At 73.0% G+C, this 17845-nt stretch carries 16 protein-coding genes and 1 pseudogene; 8 read left to right on the plus strand and 9 right to left on the minus strand.

The annotated features are described in order from the left end of the window. Nucleotides 1–155 precede the first annotated feature (155 nt). Nucleotides 156–1073 (plus strand): heavy metal transporter, encoded by a 918-nt coding sequence (locus tag ACH5AO_RS13275; protein ID WP_398924344.1) that lies wholly within the window; start codon nucleotides 156–158, stop codon nucleotides 1071–1073. A 155-nt stretch (nucleotides 1074–1228) separates the two neighbouring features. Beyond that, nucleotides 1229–1531, plus strand: a complete 303-nt coding sequence (locus ACH5AO_RS13280) for an ATP-binding protein (protein ID WP_398924345.1) — start codon at nucleotides 1229–1231, stop codon at nucleotides 1529–1531. Between the two features lie 148 nt (nucleotides 1532–1679). Here ACH5AO_RS13280 and ACH5AO_RS13285 read toward each other — a convergent pair whose 3' ends face one another. Both ACH5AO_RS13285 and fdxA read right to left on the minus strand, forming a co-directional pair. Next, complete coding sequence (locus ACH5AO_RS13285) at nucleotides 1680–2777, minus strand: bifunctional succinyldiaminopimelate transaminase/glutamate-prephenate aminotransferase (RefSeq protein ID WP_398924346.1); 1098 nt, start codon at nucleotides 2775–2777, stop codon at nucleotides 1680–1682. Nucleotides 2778–2894: 117 nt separating this feature from the next. Next, nucleotides 2895–3212 (minus strand): ferredoxin, encoded by a 318-nt coding sequence (gene fdxA, locus ACH5AO_RS13290; protein ID WP_004926152.1) that lies wholly within the window; start codon nucleotides 3210–3212, stop codon nucleotides 2895–2897. Between the two features lie 140 nt (nucleotides 3213–3352). Here fdxA and ACH5AO_RS13295 point away from each other — a divergent pair, with 140 nt between their 5' ends. From ACH5AO_RS13295 to ACH5AO_RS13310, 4 genes are all read left to right on the plus strand, one after another. Further along, entirely contained in the window at nucleotides 3353–4465 is a 1113-nt protein-coding gene (locus ACH5AO_RS13295) for a GNAT family N-acetyltransferase (RefSeq protein ID WP_398924347.1), read from the plus strand. 17 nt (nucleotides 4466–4482) lie between these two features. Continuing rightward, the gene (locus ACH5AO_RS13300; protein WP_398924348.1) at nucleotides 4483–5373 is read left to right on the plus strand and encodes a tetratricopeptide repeat protein; all 891 of its coding nucleotides are present in this window, start codon (nucleotides 4483–4485) and stop codon (nucleotides 5371–5373) included. 335 nt (nucleotides 5374–5708) lie between these two features. After that, a complete protein-coding gene (locus ACH5AO_RS13305; RefSeq protein WP_398924350.1) occupies nucleotides 5709–6182 on the plus strand; it encodes a MarR family winged helix-turn-helix transcriptional regulator in 474 nt (157 codons plus the stop codon). A gap of 160 nt (nucleotides 6183–6342) precedes the next feature. Beyond that, nucleotides 6343–7929, plus strand: a complete 1587-nt coding sequence (locus tag ACH5AO_RS13310) for an MFS transporter (RefSeq protein WP_398924351.1) — start codon at nucleotides 6343–6345, stop codon at nucleotides 7927–7929. Between the two features lie 146 nt (nucleotides 7930–8075). On the opposite strand, the gene ACH5AO_RS13315 is transcribed toward ACH5AO_RS13310, so the two are convergent. From ACH5AO_RS13315 to ACH5AO_RS13335, 5 genes and pseudogenes are all read right to left on the minus strand, one after another. Next, nucleotides 8076–10388, minus strand: a complete 2313-nt coding sequence (locus ACH5AO_RS13315) for a hypothetical protein (protein ID WP_398924352.1) — start codon at nucleotides 10386–10388, stop codon at nucleotides 8076–8078. 195 nt (nucleotides 10389–10583) lie between these two features. After that, nucleotides 10584–10997, minus strand: coding sequence for a DUF6113 family protein (locus ACH5AO_RS13320; RefSeq protein WP_398924353.1), 414 nt, complete (start codon nucleotides 10995–10997; stop codon nucleotides 10584–10586). Beyond that, nucleotides 10994–11851 carry an N-acetyl-1-D-myo-inositol-2-amino-2-deoxy-alpha-D-glucopyranoside deacetylase gene (mshB, locus tag ACH5AO_RS13325; protein WP_398924354.1) on the minus strand — a complete coding sequence of 286 codons (858 nt, stop codon included), beginning with the start codon at nucleotides 11849–11851 and terminating at the stop codon, nucleotides 10994–10996. Before mshB ends, ACH5AO_RS13320 begins: the two co-directional genes overlap by 4 nt. Nucleotides 11852–11860: 9 nt before the next feature. Further along, entirely contained in the window at nucleotides 11861–12049 is a 189-nt protein-coding gene (locus tag ACH5AO_RS13330) for a hypothetical protein (protein WP_398924355.1), read from the minus strand. Nucleotides 12050–12120: 71 nt separating this feature from the next. Then, a pseudogene (locus ACH5AO_RS13335) lies at nucleotides 12121–12552 on the minus strand (helix-turn-helix domain-containing protein); the annotation flags it as partial. Nucleotides 12553–12944: 392 nt separating this feature from the next. Between ACH5AO_RS13335 and ACH5AO_RS13340 the strand changes: the two are divergent. Further along, entirely contained in the window at nucleotides 12945–13406 is a 462-nt protein-coding gene (locus ACH5AO_RS13340; RefSeq protein ID WP_398924356.1) for a pyridoxamine 5'-phosphate oxidase family protein, read from the plus strand. Nucleotides 13407–13520: 114 nt separating this feature from the next. Here ACH5AO_RS13340 and ACH5AO_RS13345 read toward each other — a convergent pair whose 3' ends face one another. Next, nucleotides 13521–14948, minus strand: coding sequence for an amidase (locus ACH5AO_RS13345; RefSeq protein ID WP_398924357.1), 1428 nt, complete (start codon nucleotides 14946–14948; stop codon nucleotides 13521–13523). A 372-nt stretch (nucleotides 14949–15320) separates the two neighbouring features. Continuing rightward, nucleotides 15321–15515 carry a hypothetical protein gene (locus tag ACH5AO_RS13350; protein ID WP_030860044.1) on the minus strand — a complete coding sequence of 65 codons (195 nt, stop codon included), beginning with the start codon at nucleotides 15513–15515 and terminating at the stop codon, nucleotides 15321–15323. A 185-nt stretch (nucleotides 15516–15700) separates the two neighbouring features. Between ACH5AO_RS13350 and ACH5AO_RS13355 the strand changes: the two genes are divergently transcribed. Continuing rightward, on the plus strand, nucleotides 15701–17839 hold the full coding sequence (locus ACH5AO_RS13355; protein WP_398924358.1) for a prolyl oligopeptidase family serine peptidase: 2139 nt from the start codon (nucleotides 15701–15703) through the stop codon (nucleotides 17837–17839). Nucleotides 17840–17845 lie beyond the last annotated feature (6 nt).

The raw sequence follows: 17845 nt of genomic DNA on the forward strand, positions 1-17845 counted from the left end.
CTAGCGCGCCGGGAGTCCGCGGCACCGTCCGGAGCACTGTCCGCACCTGACTCACATGGAACCGTACTCTCCAGTACCTTGTACGCGTGCCAGAGCCGTCTCTTCCTTCACAGCGCACGCGTCGCGGCCGTTTCCTCCGCTGGAGCGGGGGTCTCGTGGTGCTGTCCGCGGTCGCCGGATACATCGTGGTCCAGTACGACACCGGCCGCGCAGGCGCTCCCGGCTGCAAGGTCGTCTCGGGCAAGGGCGACGGGGCGACGTACGAGTTCACGCCCGAGCAGGCGGTGAACGCGGCGACGATCACCGCCGTGGGCACCGCGCGCGAACTGCCCGAGCGGGCGGTGACGATCGCGCTGGCGACCGCGCTGCAGGAGTCGGCGCTGCGCAACATCGAGCACGGCGACCGCGACTCGCTGGGCCTGTTCCAGCAGCGTCCCTCGCAGGGCTGGGGCACGCCGGAGGAGATCATGGACCCGGCGTACGCGGCGGGGAAGTTCTACGAGCACCTGGAGGAGGTGCCGGGCTACACCCGGCTGCCGCTCACCGTCGCCGCGCAGCGGGTGCAGCGCAGCGGCTTCCCGCAGGCGTACGCCAAGCACGAGCCGGACGCCGCGCTGCTGGCCGCCGCTCTCACCGGGCGCTCGGCGGCGACGCTGACCTGCGAGGGCCGTCCGGCGGCGACGCGGGCGACGGGTGCGGACGCGGTGCGTGCCGCGCTGGCCCGGGACTTCGGGCGGGACGCTCTGGAGCCGGCCGGTGCCGAGGTGGGGGCGACGTCCTCGCCCACGGTGAGCGCTCCGGCGGACTCCGACGGCTCCGGCGGCTCCGACGGGAGGACCGTGCGGCTTCCGGTCACGGCCGAGGAGGGTGCCGACGCCGGGGCGCGCGGCTGGCAGCTGGCCCACTGGGCCGTGGCCAACGCCTCCGAGCTGCGCATAAAGCGGGTGTCGTACGCCGGGCGGGAGTGGACGGCCGGGCACACCGACAGCCGGTGGCGTCCGACGGACGACGGCAAGAACGCGGAGGGCTCGGCCGACGGCGCGGGTGTCGTGACCCTCACGACCATGCCGTAGCGCGACCGCGCAGGCGTGCGGGTGGGTCACCCGCAGGCGTCATGTGCGGTCGATAATGCGACGCATTGCCAACTCTTTGCGTTGCCCCGCCGCAACCTTCCCGGCGGTCGAGCGGTAGTCACGGCGTCATCGTTCTCTCCCGTCGAAGGAGCACCATGTCCCTCCCCCTGACCCGTCGGATCGCCCGTGCCGCGCTGCTCGTCGCTGCGGGAGCGGCTGCCGGGGTAGGTGCGGCCGGTTCCGCCAGTGCGGCTCCGGAGCTGCCGGCCGCCCAGAACCTCGGCGCGCTGACCGCTGTCGACGGGGCCGCCGGCAGCGCCGTGGACGACGTGACGAAGGACGTCACGAAGACCGCGGGTGACGCCGACAAGGTGGCGCCGGCCACCGGTAAGACCGTGAAGAAGACCACCAAGTCCCTCACCAAGGACACGCCCGTGAAGGAGCTGCCGGTCGGCTGAGGGGCGGCCACTGCCGGCTTCTGTCACGAGTGATGGGGTCCAGGGATCTCCCTGGACCCCATCACTCGTGTGTACGGCCGTTCGTGTGTACGGCCCCACCGCGGCCCACCGGCGCCGGACAGGGGCGTGCGCACGGTCGGGCCGGGGTTCAGGTGGCCAGTCGGGTCACTGCCGCGTGGACGCGTTCGTCCGTCGCGGTCAGGGCCACGCGGACGAACTTCTCGCCCGCCGGCCCGTAGAAGTCGCCGGGGGCGACCAGGATGCCCCGGTCGGCGAGGTGGGCGACCGTGGTCCAGCAGGACTCGTCCCGGGTGGCCCACAGGTAGAGGCTGGCCTCGCTGTGCTCGATGCGGAAGCCGTGGGCGAGGAGGGCCTCGCGCAGGGCGGTGCGGCGGGCCGCGTAGCGCTCCCGCTGGACGCGGACGTGCTCGTCGTCGCCCAGGGCCGCCACCACGGCCGCCTGGGTCGGCGCGGAGGTCATCATCCCGCCGTGCTTGCGGATCTGCAGCAGCGGACCGAGGACCGCCGGGTCACCGGCCAGGAACGCGGCGCGGTAACCGGCGAGGTTGGACCGCTTGGACAGGGAGTGGACCGAGACGATGCCGTCGTACGACCCGCCGTTGACGTCGGGGTGCAGCACCGAGACCGGGTCGGCCTCCCAGCCCAGCTCGATGTAGCACTCGTCGGAGAGGACGAGGACGCCGTGCTCGCGGGCCCAGGCGACGATCCTCGTCAGCTCCTCCTTGGACAGCACCCGGCCCGTCGGGTTGGACGGGGAGTTCAGCCAGAGCAGCTTCAGGTTCGTCGGGTCCAGCTCGGTCGGATCGTCGTACGCCACGTGCTCCGCGCGGGCGAGGCGGGCGCCGACCTCGTACGTCGGGTAGGCCAGGCGCGGGAAGGCGACCTGGTCGCCGGGGCCGAGTCCGAGCTGGGTGGGGAGCCAGGCGACCAGTTCCTTGGAGCCGACGACCGGCAGGACGTGGTGGTGGGTGACCCCGCGGGCGCCCAGCCGGCGCTCCGTCCAGCGGGTGAGCGCGTCGCGCAGTTCCGGGGTGCCCCAGACCGTGGGGTAGCCCGGTGAGTCCGCCGCGGCGATCAGGGCCTTCTGGACGGGCTCGGGCACCGGGTCGACGGGGGTGCCGACCGAGAGGTCGACGATGCCGTCGGGGTGCGCGGCGGCCGTCTTCTTGTACGGCTCCAGCTTGTCCCAGGGGAAGGTGGGCAGCCGGTCGGAGACTGCGGACACGGTTACGGGCTCACTTTCTGGTCCGGTAAACGCCCCGGTCCCGTACGGCGATCGGGAGGATCGGACCGTACGGGACCGGGGCGGCACGTCGGTGCGGGGCCGCTCGTCGCGGAACGGCTACGCCTGCGGCGGCAGCGCGGCGATGAACGGGTGGTCCCGCTCGATCAGACCCAGCTTGCTGGCGCCGCCGGGCGAGCCGAGCTCGTCGAAGAACTCGACGTTCGCCTTGTAGTAGTCCTTCCACTCCTCGGGAGTGTCGTCCTCGTAGAAGATCGCCTCGACCGGGCAGACCGGCTCACAGGCACCACAGTCGACGCATTCGTCCGGGTGGATGTACAAGGACCGCTGGCCCTCGTAGATGCAGTCGACCGGGCACTCCTCGATGCACGCCTTGTCCTTCACGTCGACACAAGGCTGCGCGATGACGTAGGTCACGCTGTCGTTCCTCCTCGATAGGGCGCTGGCGGGCCTCCTCAGGCTCCGCCGCCTGGCGCGCGGGAGCGCGGCGTCGTCGATGCCCGCCCCTAGTATCTCCGTTCCTGGGCATGATCCGAACAGGAGGGGTGAACTGACCTGTGGAAATCTCTGCCGCCGGGCGCCTCGAGGTCCGTATCACCACTGCTGACGTGGGGAAACGGGTCTCCGTACGGAGCTTGATCGAACATGGTCCCCCGGGTGAGAGGTTCACCGACACGGTCGGTGTTCTCACATCATGGGACAACGGTGTGCTGCGGATCACAAGGAAGAGCGGCGAGAGTGTCCGCATCGCGGAGTCCTCGCTGGTCGCGGGCAAGGTGGTCCCGTCCGCACCGGCGCGTCGGCGTGGTCCCGCGGCCTCGTACGAGGAGCTGGCGCGGGTCTCCGCGCGGGCGTGGCGGCCCGTGGAGAGCGAGTGGCTCGGCGAGTGGGAGCTGCGGGCGGCGGCCGGGGAGGTGCCGCGCGAGGAGGGTCCCCCCGGGCTTCCGGCTCCGGGGGAGCGTCCGCCGGGGTCGGCGGCCGGGCGCCGGGCGGGTTTCACGCGGCGGGCCAACTCCGTGCTGCCGCTCGGCGACCCGGGCGTGCCGCTCGACGAGGCGCTGACGGCCGTACGCCGCTGGTACGCGGCGCGCGGGCTGCCCGCGTACGTGCAGACCGCGACCGGCGCCGAGGGGACGCAGGAGCTGCTCTGCGCGGAGCTGGAGCGGCGGGGCTGGGTGCGGGAGGTGACCGCCGAGCTGTGGGTGGGGCCGCTGGCGCCGGTCGCCGACCTGGGCGGGGAGCCGTCCGGGGTCGTGCTGTCGCGGGAGGCCGACGAGGCGTGGCTGGCGCGGTACCGGCGCAAGGGGGTGGGCGAGGTGGCCCTGCGCGTGCTGGGGAGCGGCCCTTCGGTGTGGTTCGCCACGGTGCCGGGCTCCGGCACGGACGCGCCGGCCGCCATCGGGCGGTGCGTCGTGGACGGGCGGTGGGCCGGCTTCGCGGCGGTCGAGGTGGATCCGGCGCGGCGGCGGCAGGGGCTGGCGACCGCCGTGATGGCCGCGCTGGCCCGGCGGGCGCTGGACGAGGGCGCCTCGGCCGCCTGGCTCCAGGTCGAGGACGACAACGAGGGGGCACGGGCGCTGTACGCCGGTACGGGCTTCGCCGCGCATCACGCGTACCACCACTACCGCGCGCCGGAATCGTCGGCTCCGGCAGGTGACGGAGCACCGTGAGCGGGCACGAACCGGGTATGCGCCCTCCGCACCCCCCGTCGCCCGAGCGCTCCGCGGAACTGCGCCGGCGGTTCGCCGAGGAGGCCCGCTGCGAGCGGCCGGACCTGTCCACGCTGTGCCTGCTGATCGGCGCGGAGGCGGACGGCGCGCTGGACGAGGCGGGCATGGACGCCGTGGAGGTGGAGCTGGACCGGCTGGCCGGTGAGCTGCCCTACCGGCCCGGTTCGCCGTACGCGTGGGCGGTGGCGCTGCGGGAGCTGCTGGGCGGGCGGTACGGCTTCCACGGCGTTCCGGACGACTACCAGCGGCTGGAGTCGTCGCTGCTGCACGAGGTGCTGCGGCGGCGGCGCGGGCTGCCGATCCTGCTGTCGGTGGTGTGGATGGAGGTGGCCCGGCGGGCGGGGGCGCCGGTGTACGGGGTCGCGCTGCCGGGGCACTTCGTCGTCGGGTTCGGGGAGCCGAGGGCTGGTGCGGGGGCGGATGCGGGGGCTGGTGCGGGGGCGGGGCAGGTGTTGGCCGATCCGTTCGACGGGGGGCGGGTGCTGACCGGGGCCGACGCGGAGCTGCTGGTGGCGGGGGCGACGGGGGCGGCGCTGGACGCGTCGATGCTGACGCCCGCCGGGGTGCTGGACGTCGTCCTGCGCATTCTGAACAACGTGCGGGCGTGGGCGGCCGCGCGGCCCGAGCACTCGGGTGTGGGGCTGTGGGCGGTGGAGCTGTCGCTGCTGCTTCCGTCGCATGCGGCGCGGTTGCGGTACGAGCGGGCGCGGTTGCTGGTGCAGCGGGGGGAGTTCTTGGCGGGGGCCGGGGAGTTGGAGGCGTATGCGGAGGTGGTCGCCGCGGTGGACGAGGGTGCGGCCGCGCAGGTGCGGGGGGAGGCTCGGGCGGCGCGGGCGCTGTTGAACTGACGTTCGTCGGTGTGGGCCGGGAGGTGTTCGCGCTGCCCGGCGCTTGCGGGGTGCCTCCCCCACTCTCGGCTTCTCCCCCACTCTCGACTCCGCTCGAGCGGGGGGGACCCCCATGAGCGGGAGGTACCCCCATCGCCCACCCTCCCCCACCCTCGGCTGCGCTCGGGCGGGGGACCCCCATCGCCCTGGGGGTACCTCCCAGGCCCTTGAGGCACTGAGGGAGGCACGACTGCCCGCGACTACGGCGGCATGCGGCTGACCGCGGCTGGCGTGGCGTGCGGAGGGGGTGGGGGTTTCTTTGACATGGGTATGGGGGGATACCTATGCTCGCGTATATGTCCGAGATCAGTGCCTCCGAGCAGCGCATCGCGTACGTGGCTTCCGAGCTCACGGCGTGTCTGCCCGCGCTGCACCGGGCGCTGGAGCGGCGGGTCGGGAGTGAGTACCCCCATCCGAAGCCGCCCGAGGGACAGCTGGCGCTGCTGCGGTACGTCGCGCGGCACGAGGGCGCCACGGTGGGCGAGGCGGCCACGGCGCTGCTGATGAAGCCCAACAACGTCAGCGCGCTCGTCTCCCAGCTCACGGAGCGGGGCGAGCTGGAGCGCCGCCAGGACGACGCCGACAAGCGGATCGCCCACCTCCACCTCACCGCGACCTCGCGTCGGCGGATCGCCGAGGTGCGCGCGCTCGAGGAGCGTCTCCTCGGCCAGGCCCTGCGGTCCGTCACCGACGGGGAGATGGACGCCCTCGGTTCGGCGCTCGGCGCGCTGAAAGCACTGACGCACCACCTTCACGCCGCGACCCGCTGACGGCCCCACCCGGGCCGCTTCCGCGCCCGTCCGGCGCTCCCTCGCGCCCCTGTACCGGCCATCCGCCCTCCAGCAGGGGCGGCCTGCTCGGCGTGCCCGAAGAGCGCGCCCCTCCCCCGTACTCCGTTCGTCCCCCTTCGAGAAAGAAACGGCTTCCTCCATGCCGTCCACTTCCGTGGATCACTCCGCCGCGCGCCGGGGCAACCCCTGGCTCGCGCTGATCGCCGTGTCGTTCGGCCTGCTCATGGTGCAGCTCGACGGCTCCGTCGTCGCCCTCGCCAACCCGGCGATCGGCAAGGACCTCGACGCCAGCACCGCTGAACTGCAGTGGGTCACCAACTCCTACCTGCTCGCGCTCGCCGCCTCGATGATCCTCGGCGGCAAACTCGGCGACCGGTTCGGCCGACGCCTGTACTACCTCGTCGGTGTCGGCGGATTCGTCGTCACCTCGGTCGCCATCGGCCTGTCCGGCGGCATCGAGGGCGTCATCCTCTTCCGTGCCCTCCAGGGCTTGTGCGGTGGCATCCTCATGCCCAACACCCTGGGCATCCTGCGCGCCGTGTTCCCCCCGGGGAAGTTCGGGCTCGCGGTCGGCGTCTGGGGCATGGTCTCGGCCGTCTCGACCTCGCTGGGCCCGATCATCGGCGGCCTGCTCGTCGAGCACGTCGACTGGACGTGGGTCTTCTACATCAACGCGCCGATCGGTGTCGTCGCCCTGGCGTTCAGCGCGACGGTCCTCGCCGAGTCCAGGAACTCCACCGGGGAGCGGCGCTTCGACATCGCCGGCGTCGTCCTGCTCGCCACGGGGCTGCTCGCGCTCGTCTTCGGCATCGTCAAGGGCGAGACCTGGGGCTGGACCTCCGCCGGAACCCTCGGCTCCATCGCCCTCGGCCTGGTGCTCCTGGCCGTCTTCTGCCGGTACGAGACTCGGCAGCGGCATCCGCTGCTGCCGATGCGCCTGTTCCGCGACCGGTCGCTGACCACCGGTGTCGTCATGACCGCGCTGAACTTCTTCGTCATGCTCGGCGGCATCTTCTTCATCATGCTGTACCTGCAGAACGTGCGCGGCTACACGCCCGTCGAGGCCGGTGTCAGCACGCTGCCGATGTCGCTCGCCTCGCTGGTCGCCTCTCCGGTCGGCTCCCAGCTCACGGCCCGCTTCGGACCGCGCGTCACGATCCCGCTGGGCCTTGCCCTGTCGGCCGCCGCCATGTTCTCCCTGCTCACCTGGACCGTCGACTCGTCCTACGCCACGATGTGGCCGCCCTACATCGCGCTGGGCCTCGGCGTCGGCATCGTGCTGCCCGCCACCGCCGCCGTGATCATCGGCAGCGCGCCGGTCGAGGACGGCGGTGTGGCGTCCGGCCTGCAGTCCACGATGCTGCAGATCGGTGGCGCACTGGGCACCTCCGTACTGGTCACCGTGATCGCCGGGAAGGTCGGTTCCTCGCTGTTCGGCGAACTCACCGGGGCGGGCGTCCCGGCCCCCGTTGCGCACGGTCTGGAGAAGGCCGAGGACGCCGTGACCATGGGGATCGCCCCGGTCTCCGCCGACATGCCGGCGCAGCTCAAGGCCGCGGTCGTCGAGGGCAGTGGCCAGGCGTTCGTCAACGGTCTGCACTCCGCGGTCGTCGTCACCGGGGTCCTGTGCCTGGTCGGTGCCGTGGCGGCGGTGGCCGGCATCGAACGCCGCCCGCGGGGGACGGCCGGGAACGCGGAGGCCCCGGTGGTCGTCGCCGCCCACTGAGCGGCGGAGCACACCCCACACGCGGGAGCGGGGGGGGGGGGGGGGGGGGGGGCGCCCCCCCCCCGGGGGGGCCCCCCCCCCCCCCCGGGGGGGCGGGGGCCCCCCCGCCCCGGGCCCCCACCGCTCCCGTGTGTGCGCAGACCGTGTCAGCTGGGGTTCGTCTCGATGACGGCGACCCGGTCGGTCTCGCTGATCAGCGCCTGGCGGAGGGCACCGTAGACGTCCTGGGGGGTGACCGGCGTCTTCTTGCCGTTGCCCCGGGCGATGAGGACGCCGTCGAACGCCTGACCGTAGAGCTCCTCCAGGGCCTTCAGGTCGGGCTTGTCGACCAGCTTGCCGTTGACGGCCTGCACTCCGAGGAACTTCCACAGCGAGTTCTCGGGGCTCATCGGCACCGAGTGCGCCGCGTCGGTCTGCACGGTCACGTTGGCCGACATCGCCGGCTCGGCGAACTCCTTCATCATCCGGTCGACCTCGGCCTTGGTGACCTTCGGCTGCTGGTCGGCCGTCGGGACGTCCACCGCGGCGGACTTCCCGGTCTCGACCTGGGTGCGGTACGCCTCCGTCACCACGTCGGTCGCCTTGGCGACGTCGATGCCCAGGCCGCTCTTGGGGTAGACCGGGACGGCCTTGCCGGACTTGAAGGTGATCGAGCCCTCGGTCACCGAGCCGGAGCCGCCGGCGGCGTCCTCCAGGGCGGCCTGCAGCTTCTCCTCGTCGACGGGCATGACCGGTTCGACGACGCGCTGGTTGCCGATGAGGGAGCCGATGACGTTGACCGGGTTGTAGTCGCTGCCGGTGGCCGCGTCGACGGTGGCGTCGGTGTCGAACTGCAGGCCCGCCTTGTCCGGCTCCAGCTCGACGCTCTTGCCGTCGACCGACAGCTTCAGCGGCTGGTTCAGCCGGTCGTCGAGCGCCGCGTCGAGCTTCTTGACGGCCTCGTCGCGGGTGCCGCCGCCGATGTCGACGCCGAGCACGGTGGTGCCCTTCGGGACGTCGGAGCGGTTCATCAGCAGTCCGGCGCCGTAGGCGACGCCGGCGAGGAGGACCACGCAGCCGCAGAGCAGGACGAGCTTGTTGCGCCCCTTCTTCTTCGCCGGCTTCGAGGAACTCGCCGGGGGCGTGGAGACAGGCTCGGGCAGCTTCGGGGGCGTGTGCGTCCGCGGGCCGCCGGCCGGGGCGCCGGGGGCGGTGAAGTCCGCGCCCGGCGGGACGACCGGGATGCCGCTGGTGACGGTGTGCCCGGAGACGTTGTCGTGGCGGGGGCCGCCGTAGCCCGGGGTGCCGGGCTGGGCGGGCCGCTGCGGGGTGAGGATCGCGGTGTCGTCGCTCAGACCGCCGCCGGGGGCTCCCGGAGCACCGGCGGCGCCGGGGCTGCCGCCCTGGTCGGCGAAGTCGGCGGGGGCGCCCTGCGCCGTCCGCTGGGCACCGGGGCGCGCGGGGGTGCCCTGCGCCGCCTGCGCACCGGGGCGGACCGGAAGGGCGGGGAGACCCTGACCGCCGGGAGCGCCGGAAGCACCGGGGCCCTTGCCCGCCTGGCGAGCGACCGGGCTCGAACCGGTCGCCGGTCCGGTGGTCGGGCCCGAGGGACCCTGCGGACCACGCTGACCGGGCTGACCGGGCTGACCGGGCTGGGAAGCCTGGCCCGGCCGCCTGTCGCGGCCGCCCTGGGCCTCGTCCGCGAAGAACGGCAGGTCGTCGCGGCGCGGCTCGTCACCGTGCCCCGTACCCGTGCCCGTACCCGGACGCGTGCCGGGGCCCGCCGGCCCGGCGGCCAGCGCTTCGGTCACGTCGAAGGAACCGGTGCCGCCACCGTGTCCGGGGGCCACGGGCCCGCCGGTCGCACCGGTCGCGCCGGTGGGTCCGGAACCCTGCGCGCCACCGGGACGGGAACCGCCCGGCGCGCCCATGGAGCCGCCGGCGCCACCGGGACGCCCCGCGCCCGGCCGCGTGCCACCGGGCGTACCGGCGGGCGCGGAGGGAGCCTGCGGGGCGCCGCCCGCGGCGGGACCCGAACCGCTCGGCGCGCCCGCGCCGTTGGCGGATCCACCGCCCGGGCCGCCCTTGCCCCCGCCCGCCTTGCGCGGCGCGAACCAGTCGCTGGCCGGCTTCTCCTCGGCCGCGGGCCGGTCGGGCTGAGCGGGAGCCTCGGCCGCGTCGGCGGACGGGGCCGGGGCCTGCTTCGACGCCTCGGTATCGGTGGTGTCCTTGCTCTCCGCGTCCGTGACGGGCTTGCGCACGACGACCGGCGGAATGGGCCGTGATCCGGGGATGTTGATGCGGATCCGTGTCGTCAGCGTGGTCTCGGTCTTGCGGTCTTCCGGCCGCGCGGCCGAACGGCCCGCGCCCGTGCCCTCGTCCGGAATCGCCGGAATCCCGTAGGGCGGGGTGCCCGACGGGTAGGCGGCTCCGCCGCGCCCGTCGGGCCCGGAGGACGGGGTGTCAGTTTCACGACTCAAGGCAGGTTCTCCCGGTTGGCTCCGCCGCCCGTCACGACCTCACGGTGGGAGTCCTCCCAGCTCGGGCGAAGCCGAGGGTTTCGAGGGAGGCTCGGCGGCGCGCACCACCTTACTGGCCCTGTCCGGCCCGTATTCCAGTACCGCCGGGGAAACCCGCACCGGACCCGCACGCCCGTGACACGGCGAAGTGGTACGTCACTTGCCAAGTCGGACGGGACGGCCGTCCGGTTGCCGTCCGGGGGCGAGGGTGGCACAGATCACAGCCACGGCGATGCCGCCGAGGAGGAAGAGGTAGGAGCCGCCGCCCGCGGCGAACAGGAAGTCTCCCTCCGGCCGGCTGGCGGTGAGCAGGACGACGACGAGCATCCAGCCGGCGGCGGCCCAGACTCCCCCGGCCCGGCTGTGGAGCGCGCGGGTGGCCCCCAGGACCAGCCCGGCCTCGCCGGCGAGGGCGAGCAGCAGACCGCCGGGGAACCACGCGGGCTGCACCAGCGCCCCGGCCGCGCCGACCACGGCGCCGAGCAGGAGCAGTCCCAGGCAGGCGACGGCCCGTCCGGCGGAGGGTGGTCGCAGCGGCTGGGCGAGCGCGGAGGACGACCGGTCGCTCACGGCGCCTCCCCGATCCCCGCGAACAGGTCGCTCTCCCGCTTTTCCGGACGTGTGCCGCGCACCAACTCGTAGTACTCGGTGGTGAAGAGCGGCTGGGCGAGCTCGTTGGAGAGCACGAAGTACGGTTCGGCCACGGTGATCTGGGTGGCGTGGGCCCGCATCGCGGCGGCCTTGGCGGCGGCGTGCGCGGTGCCGTCGATCGCGGTGGTGACCCGCTCGTCGTCGACGACACCCGGTACGTCACCGATGACGGCCGCCTTCTCGAAGGGCAGGCCGGGCAGGTCGCCGTCGAGGCGGGCGAAGGACTCCTCGGCGACGGACCGGGGCACGCGGTTCCAGTAGACCTTGGGGATGTCCCAGCCCTGTCCGGCGGCGAGTTCCACGGCGCGCGTGGCGACGCGGTGGGCCTGGATGTGGTCGGGGTGGCCGTAGCCGCCGTTGTCGTCGTACGTGACGAGGACCTGCGGCCGCACCTCCAGGATCACCTCGGCGAGCAGCCCGGCGGCCTGGTCGACGTCGGCCTGCCAGAAGCAGCCGGGGTCGTCGTTGTCGGGAAGCCCCATCATCCCGGAGTCGCAGTACCGCCCGGCCCCGCCGAGCAGCCGGAAGTCCTCGACCCCGAGCGCCCGCATCGCGTCCTTCAGCTCCCCGAGCCGGTGCCCGCCGAGGGCGGCCCCGCTCAGGTGGGCCAGTCCGGGCGGGATGACCTCGCCCCGCTCACCGAGCGTGCAGGTGACCAGCGTCACATGGGCGCCTTCGGCGGCGTACCGGGCCATGGTCGCGCCGTTGTTGATCGACTCGTCGTCCGGGTGGGCGTGCACCAGCAGCAGACGCCGGTCGGGGAGTTCCGTCATGGGGCCAGCCTATGAGGCCGCGTGCTCGTCCCCGCAACGCGGAGGACCGTCCGCGGGGTGGATGTCGTCGAATACGGCGCCGGTGCCCGTACGGGGACCGATGGGCGCCGTCATGTCGTGGACGATCCCCTTCTTGGTGATCTCGAACTTGCCCGGGACCGTGTCGGTGTCGTCCAAGGAGTGAACGACGTCCCGCATGGCCGGGTAAACGTGGGAGCCGCTCCGCCGCGCGTCGTCTGTGCCCAGGGGCAAGGATCGTCACGGTCGTGCTAGGCGGCCTCCTGGAGGTCGGTCCGGCAGGCGCGGCAGCGGCCGGGGTGCGGTGCGCGGAAGGCGCGGTCGCAGCCGTCGCAGTTCTGCAGGGGGTGCCGTACGGGCGGCGGGGCGGCCGGCGCGCGGAACGGGGGTGGAGGCGGGAGCTGGTCGGTGAGGCGGTGGGCCAGGAGGGCGGCGGGACGTCGTACGCCCTCGGGCGGCAGGTCGGCGGTCAGCGCGTGGCGTACGGCGGCGGGGGTGACGTCCCGCTCCAGCCAGGCGGCGACGCCGGGGGCCAGGTGGGCCGTGTCGCCGGTGGAGAGGAGCAGCCGGGGCTCGTGGCGGTGGAGGTCCGCGAGGAGGTCGGTGGCGGCCCGGAACAGCGCGGGGGCGTCGCATGCGGGACGCGGTACGGCGGGGAGCGGTTTGCGGGGTGCGCGCCGCTCACGCGTCTGCTGTGGCGCGCGTCCTTCACAGGGCTCCTGCGGTGCGCGTCGCTCACGCGTCTGCTGCGGAACAGGCCTGAGGTCCCCGGCCGGCGTCACCTCGCCGTGGCGCCCCACCGTCGGAGAAGCCCCACTTCGCCAAAAGCGTGAGCAGCGGCCAGAGCAATGTCATCCAGACGCTCAAACGAGCAGGCCGAAGACAGTGAGGGCCAAGATGCTCACCGTTTTCGTCATTCGTCCACACCACGCACGATGACCAGCGGTGGCCGTACCCGTCTGTCAGCCGATCTGCACCGGCCGTTCCGGAGCGGAGGCTGAGGGGTTCATCGGTCGCCGGGCGTAGGTCCCTCGCCTCATGCGTGTTCAGAGCCTGCTGGCTACGGTCGACACCCATGCAGACCACAGGGATCGTCCGCCGCCAGGCGGCGGAGCGTAGGCGCGACACTCTGAGACGGCTCGCCACCGAACGGGATGTGTGGGTCTCGACAGCACATCCCGATCACGGGCCGCACCAGGTGCCGCTGTGGTTCCTGTGGGACGGGCGAGCGGTGTGGGTGTGCACCAGTGCCACTACCGCGACTGCGCGGAACGTCCGCGAGGAGCCGCGCGTGCGCCTGGCGCTGCCGGACACCCTCGACGTGGTGCTTCTCCAGGGTGAGGCGGAATGCTTCTCGGACCAGGACGTGCCCGAAGACGCGGCCGAGGCGTTCGCCGCCAAGTTCGGGTGGGACCCGCGTGCGGAGGAAGGCTCCTTTCTGTACGTGCGTGTGGTACCGAGGAGCGTGCGCGCTTGGCGCGGCGAACCGGAACTACGCGGCAGAGTGATCATGCGCGACGGGACGTGGCTGGAGTAGCGGCCGCAGCCGACCGACGCCCCTCTCCCCACCAGCAAGGTCACAAGCAGATCAGGCGACGCTTGACTTGTCAGCCTCTGAAGATGGCTTGACCAAAGTCGGAGGGGTGCCCCCTCAGACGTCCTGGAGCCGCCGGAACGGCCGGTCCGCCTCCAGGGCGAACGCCAGCTCCAACAGCGTGCGTTCGGCGCCCGGACGGGCGGAGAACATGACGCCGATGGGCAGTCCGTCCGGTGTCGTGCTCGCCGAGGGAACCGAGATCGACGGCGTGCCGACGACGTTGTCGACCGGGGTGAACGCCACGTAGTTCAGGAGCCGTTCGATCAGCGTGGCGTACGGGACGGTCGGGCTCAAGTGGCCTATCGGCGGGGTGGTGTGGGCCAGGACCGGGGAGAGGATCAGGTCGAGGCCGCGGAACCCTGCCGCGTACGCCTCACGTGTGCGCTTCAGCCGGCGCAGTACGGCCGGCGTGGTTCGCCAGGCCCTCACGTACGTCTCGCGCAGGCCCCGGCTCAGCCCGTCCATGCGGCGGCGGTCGAAGTCCGTGCCCAGCGTCCTGCCGGTGACGCCGATCAGGAACGACAGCAGGCCCCAGTAGGTGAGGAAGTCGTCCGTGAAGTGCGGGTCGATGGAGAGTTCCACCGGTTCCACGGTGTGACCGAGCCGTTCCAGGCGCTCGGCCGTCTCCGTCACCGCCGCGCGGGTGTCCGCGTCGGAACGGACGCCGTTCGGGGAGTCCGGCAGGAATCCGATGCGCAGGCGTCGGCCCGAGGGGCCCTCGACGAGGCCGACGGGCGGCAGCTTCGGGTTGCGCCAGTGCTTCTCCGCGGCGGCCAGGAACGCCGCGCTGTCGCGCACCGAGCGGCTGACCACGCCGTCGACGACGAGATCGATCGGCAACTGACGTCCCTGCGCGTTCGCCACCATCCGGCCGCGAGTCGGCTTCAGTCCGACGAGGCCGCAGCAGGCGGCGGGAATGCGGATCGATCCGCCGCCGTCGTTGGCGTGCGCGATCGGGACCGCGCCGGCGGCGACGAGCGCCGCGCTGCCGCCGGACGAGCCGCCCGCCGAGTGGTCCGCGTGCCACGGATTGCGGACGGGCACGGCGTCCTCGTACTCCGTGGTGGGGCTGAAGCCGAACTCGGGCAGCCGGGTCTTGCCGAGCACCGTGACGCCGGTGCTCAGGAACTGGCGGGTGAACGGGGCGTGCCGCCGGGCGACGTGGGGTGCGAACGCGACACTGCCGTGGCCCGTCGGCAGTCCCCGGTAGTCGGTGTTGTCCTTCACGAAGGTCGGCACCCCGGCCAGGAGGCCACCGGAGTCGGAGCCGTGCGCCGGGACGTCGAGGTGCGTCTGGACCGCATGGAGCCGGGGCTCGACGGCCCTGACCCGGGCCGCCGCGTCACGGGCCACCTCGGCGGCGCCGACCTCGCGCCGGCGGATCGCGCGGGCGAGGCCGACCGCGTCGTGGTCGCCGAGGGCGTCGTCCCGGAAGACGTGCACCCTGGTCCGCGTCTCGCTCTGCTCTTCGGAAGTCGTCACCGTCGGCTCCGCCCCTGAACGCGTGGATGAGTGCCCGCCATCATTCCCTACCCGCGAGTAACAGGCGAGGGGCCGTCAAGCACGAGTCGGCCGGTCCACCGTTCCCCGAGAGGCCCCGCCCCAACCGCCCACGGAGTCCGGGACGGGGACTCCAGCCGCACCTCAGAACGCACCTCGGGGCCCGGCGGAAGGCAGGACACGAGCACGCCGAAAGAACGGGCGGGACACGGCCCCGCCGGCCCCCGCGACACCCCCCGGGGCCCGACCGGAAGACAGGGCGGAAACGGGCATGCCGGAGGAACGGGTGGGACGTGGACTCCGGCTGGGTCCCGGGACGTGCCTCGGGACCCGGCCGGAAGACGGAACGGCCGCTCAGAAGTTGATGCTGCCGATCATCCCCGCGATGTTCGTCGTCAGCTCGCTGATGGTCGGGGCGATCGTCGACGAGGCGAGGTAGAAGCCGAGCAGCATGCACACCACGGCATGCCCTGCTTTCAGGCCCGACTTCTTGATCAGCAGGAAGACGATGATCGCCAGCAGCACCACCGCCGAAATCGAGAGTGCCACGGCGGTTCACCTCCAAAGGTCCCAGGGCGCGGGGGTAAGGGGACGTAGGAACATGGGGGCAGGTAAAGCGACACAACAGCCAGCAGGTTCATACCCACTATGCGCTAACGATCATAACTATCCGTACGTGCGCATCGGTCGGCGCACGGCCGCACAAGGGGGCGCATGGCCAATATGGTCATGGCATGACGACCGAGGCTGACTCCTTCCCCCGACGGCACGCCCGTACCCTGCGTTTCACGCTCGGCGCGCCGCGTTCGTTCAGCGTGGCTCCCGACGGCTCGCGCGTCGTGTTCCTGCGCTCCGGTTCCGGTACGGACCGGGCCAATTCGCTGTGGGTCCTCGACACGGAGGGGGGCGGGGAGCGCGTCGCGGCCGACCCGCACGCCCTCCTGGGCGGGGCCTCCGAGAACCTCTCCGCCGAGGAGCGCGCACGGCGCGAACGGAGCCGCGAAGGCGGTGCCGGCATCGTCGGCTACGCCACCGACACGGCCGTCGAGTTGGCGTCTTTCGCCTTGTCAGGGCGGCTTTTCACGACCGAACTACGGGTCGGTACGGCACGTGAACTGCGCGTGCCGGGGCCGGTGATCGACCCGCGTCCGTCGCCGGACGGACGGCACGTCGCCTACGTCTCCCGGGGCGCGCTGCGCGTCGTGGGCGCCGAGGGGACGGACGAGCGGGCGCTGGTGACCCCGGAGTCGGAGGGCGTCACCTACGGCCTGGCCGAGTTCGTCGCGGCCGAGGAGATGGGCCGCTCGCGGGGCTTCTGGTGGGCCCCGGAGTCGGACCGGCTGCTGGTGGCGCGCGTGGACGACACGCCGGTACGGCGCTGGTGGATCTCCGACCCGGCCCATCCGGAACGGGAGCCGCAGCGGGTGGCGTACCCGGCGGCGGGCACCCCGAACGCGGACGTCCGGCTGTTCGTGATCGACCTCGACGGGGCCCGCACCGAGGTCTCCTGGGACCGTGCGCGCTACCCGTACCTGGCCCATGTGCACTGGTCAGCGGCGGGTGCCCCGCTGCTGCTGGTCCAGGCGCGCGACCAGCGCGCCGCGCTGATCCTGGCCGTGGACCCGGACTCCGGGGCGACCCGGATGGTGCACGCCGACGAAGATCCGATTTGGCTGGAACTTTTCCCTGGGGTTCCGTGCTGGAGCCCTTCCGGGCAGCTGGTGCGGATCGCGGACGAGGGGGGTGCGCGACGACTCGCCGTCGGTGAACGACCGCTCACCGGAGCCCAGTTGCACATCCGTGCCGTACTGGACGTCTCCGACGACGACGTGCTGGTCTCGGCCTCGGCCGGCGAGGAGGCGTCCGACCCGGAGATCGGCGAGGTGCACGTCTACCGGGTGAACGAACTCGGTGTGGAGCGCCTCTCGCGGGAGCCCGGTGTGCACTCGGCGGTGCGTGCCGGGGGCGTGACCGTACTCGTCTCCGCGACCCCGGACCGGCCAGGTTCGCGGGTCCAGGTGCTGCGTGACGGGAAACCGACGGCGACTGTCCCGTCGTACGCCGAAGACCCCGGTATGTCCCCCCGTGTGACGCTGACACAGGGGGGCGCACGCCGAATTCCGTGCGCCGTGCTTATGCCCCGGGACTACGCCGGTGACAGCCCCCTGCCGGTGCTCATGGACCCCTACGGCGGCCCGCACGGGCAGCGGGTGCTCGCCGCCCACAACCCGCACCTGACCTCGCAGTGGTTCGCCGACCAGGGGTTCGCCGTGATCGTCGCGGACGGGCGCGGGACGCCGGGCCGCTCCCCCGCCTGGGAGAAGTCCGTCCGGGACGACATCGCCGCCGTCGTCGTCCAGGACCAGGTCGACGCCCTCCAGGCGCTCGCCGCCGACTTCCCCCTCGACCTGGACCGGGTCGCCGTCCGGGGCTGGTCCTTCGGCGGCTACCTGGCGGCCCTCGCCGCCCTGCGCCGGCCCGACGTCTTCCACGCGGCCGTGGTGGGCGCCCCGGTCACCGACCTGCGCCTGTACGACACCCACTACCAGGAGCGCTACATCGGCCACCCGGACGAGCAGCCGGAGGTCTATCGCCGCAACTCGGTGATCGACGACGCGGGCCTGGTCGACGCCACCGGACCGCACCGCCCGATGATGATCATCCACGGCCTCGCGGACGACAACGTGGTGGTCGCCCACTCCCTGCGGCTCTCCTCCGCGCTGCTGGCGGCCGGCCGCCCGCACGAGGTGCTGCCCCTGTCCGGCGTCACCCACATGACCCCGCAGGAGGAGGTCGCCGAGAACCTGCTCCGGCTCCAGCTCGGCTTCCTCAAGCGTTCACTGGGGCTCGCAAACGGGGACGAACCGCGTTAACACACA

Origin of the sequence: Streptomyces sp. NPDC018964, assembly GCF_044390325.1 — a bacterium.
Lineage (GTDB): Bacteria > Actinomycetota > Actinomycetes > Streptomycetales > Streptomycetaceae > Streptomyces.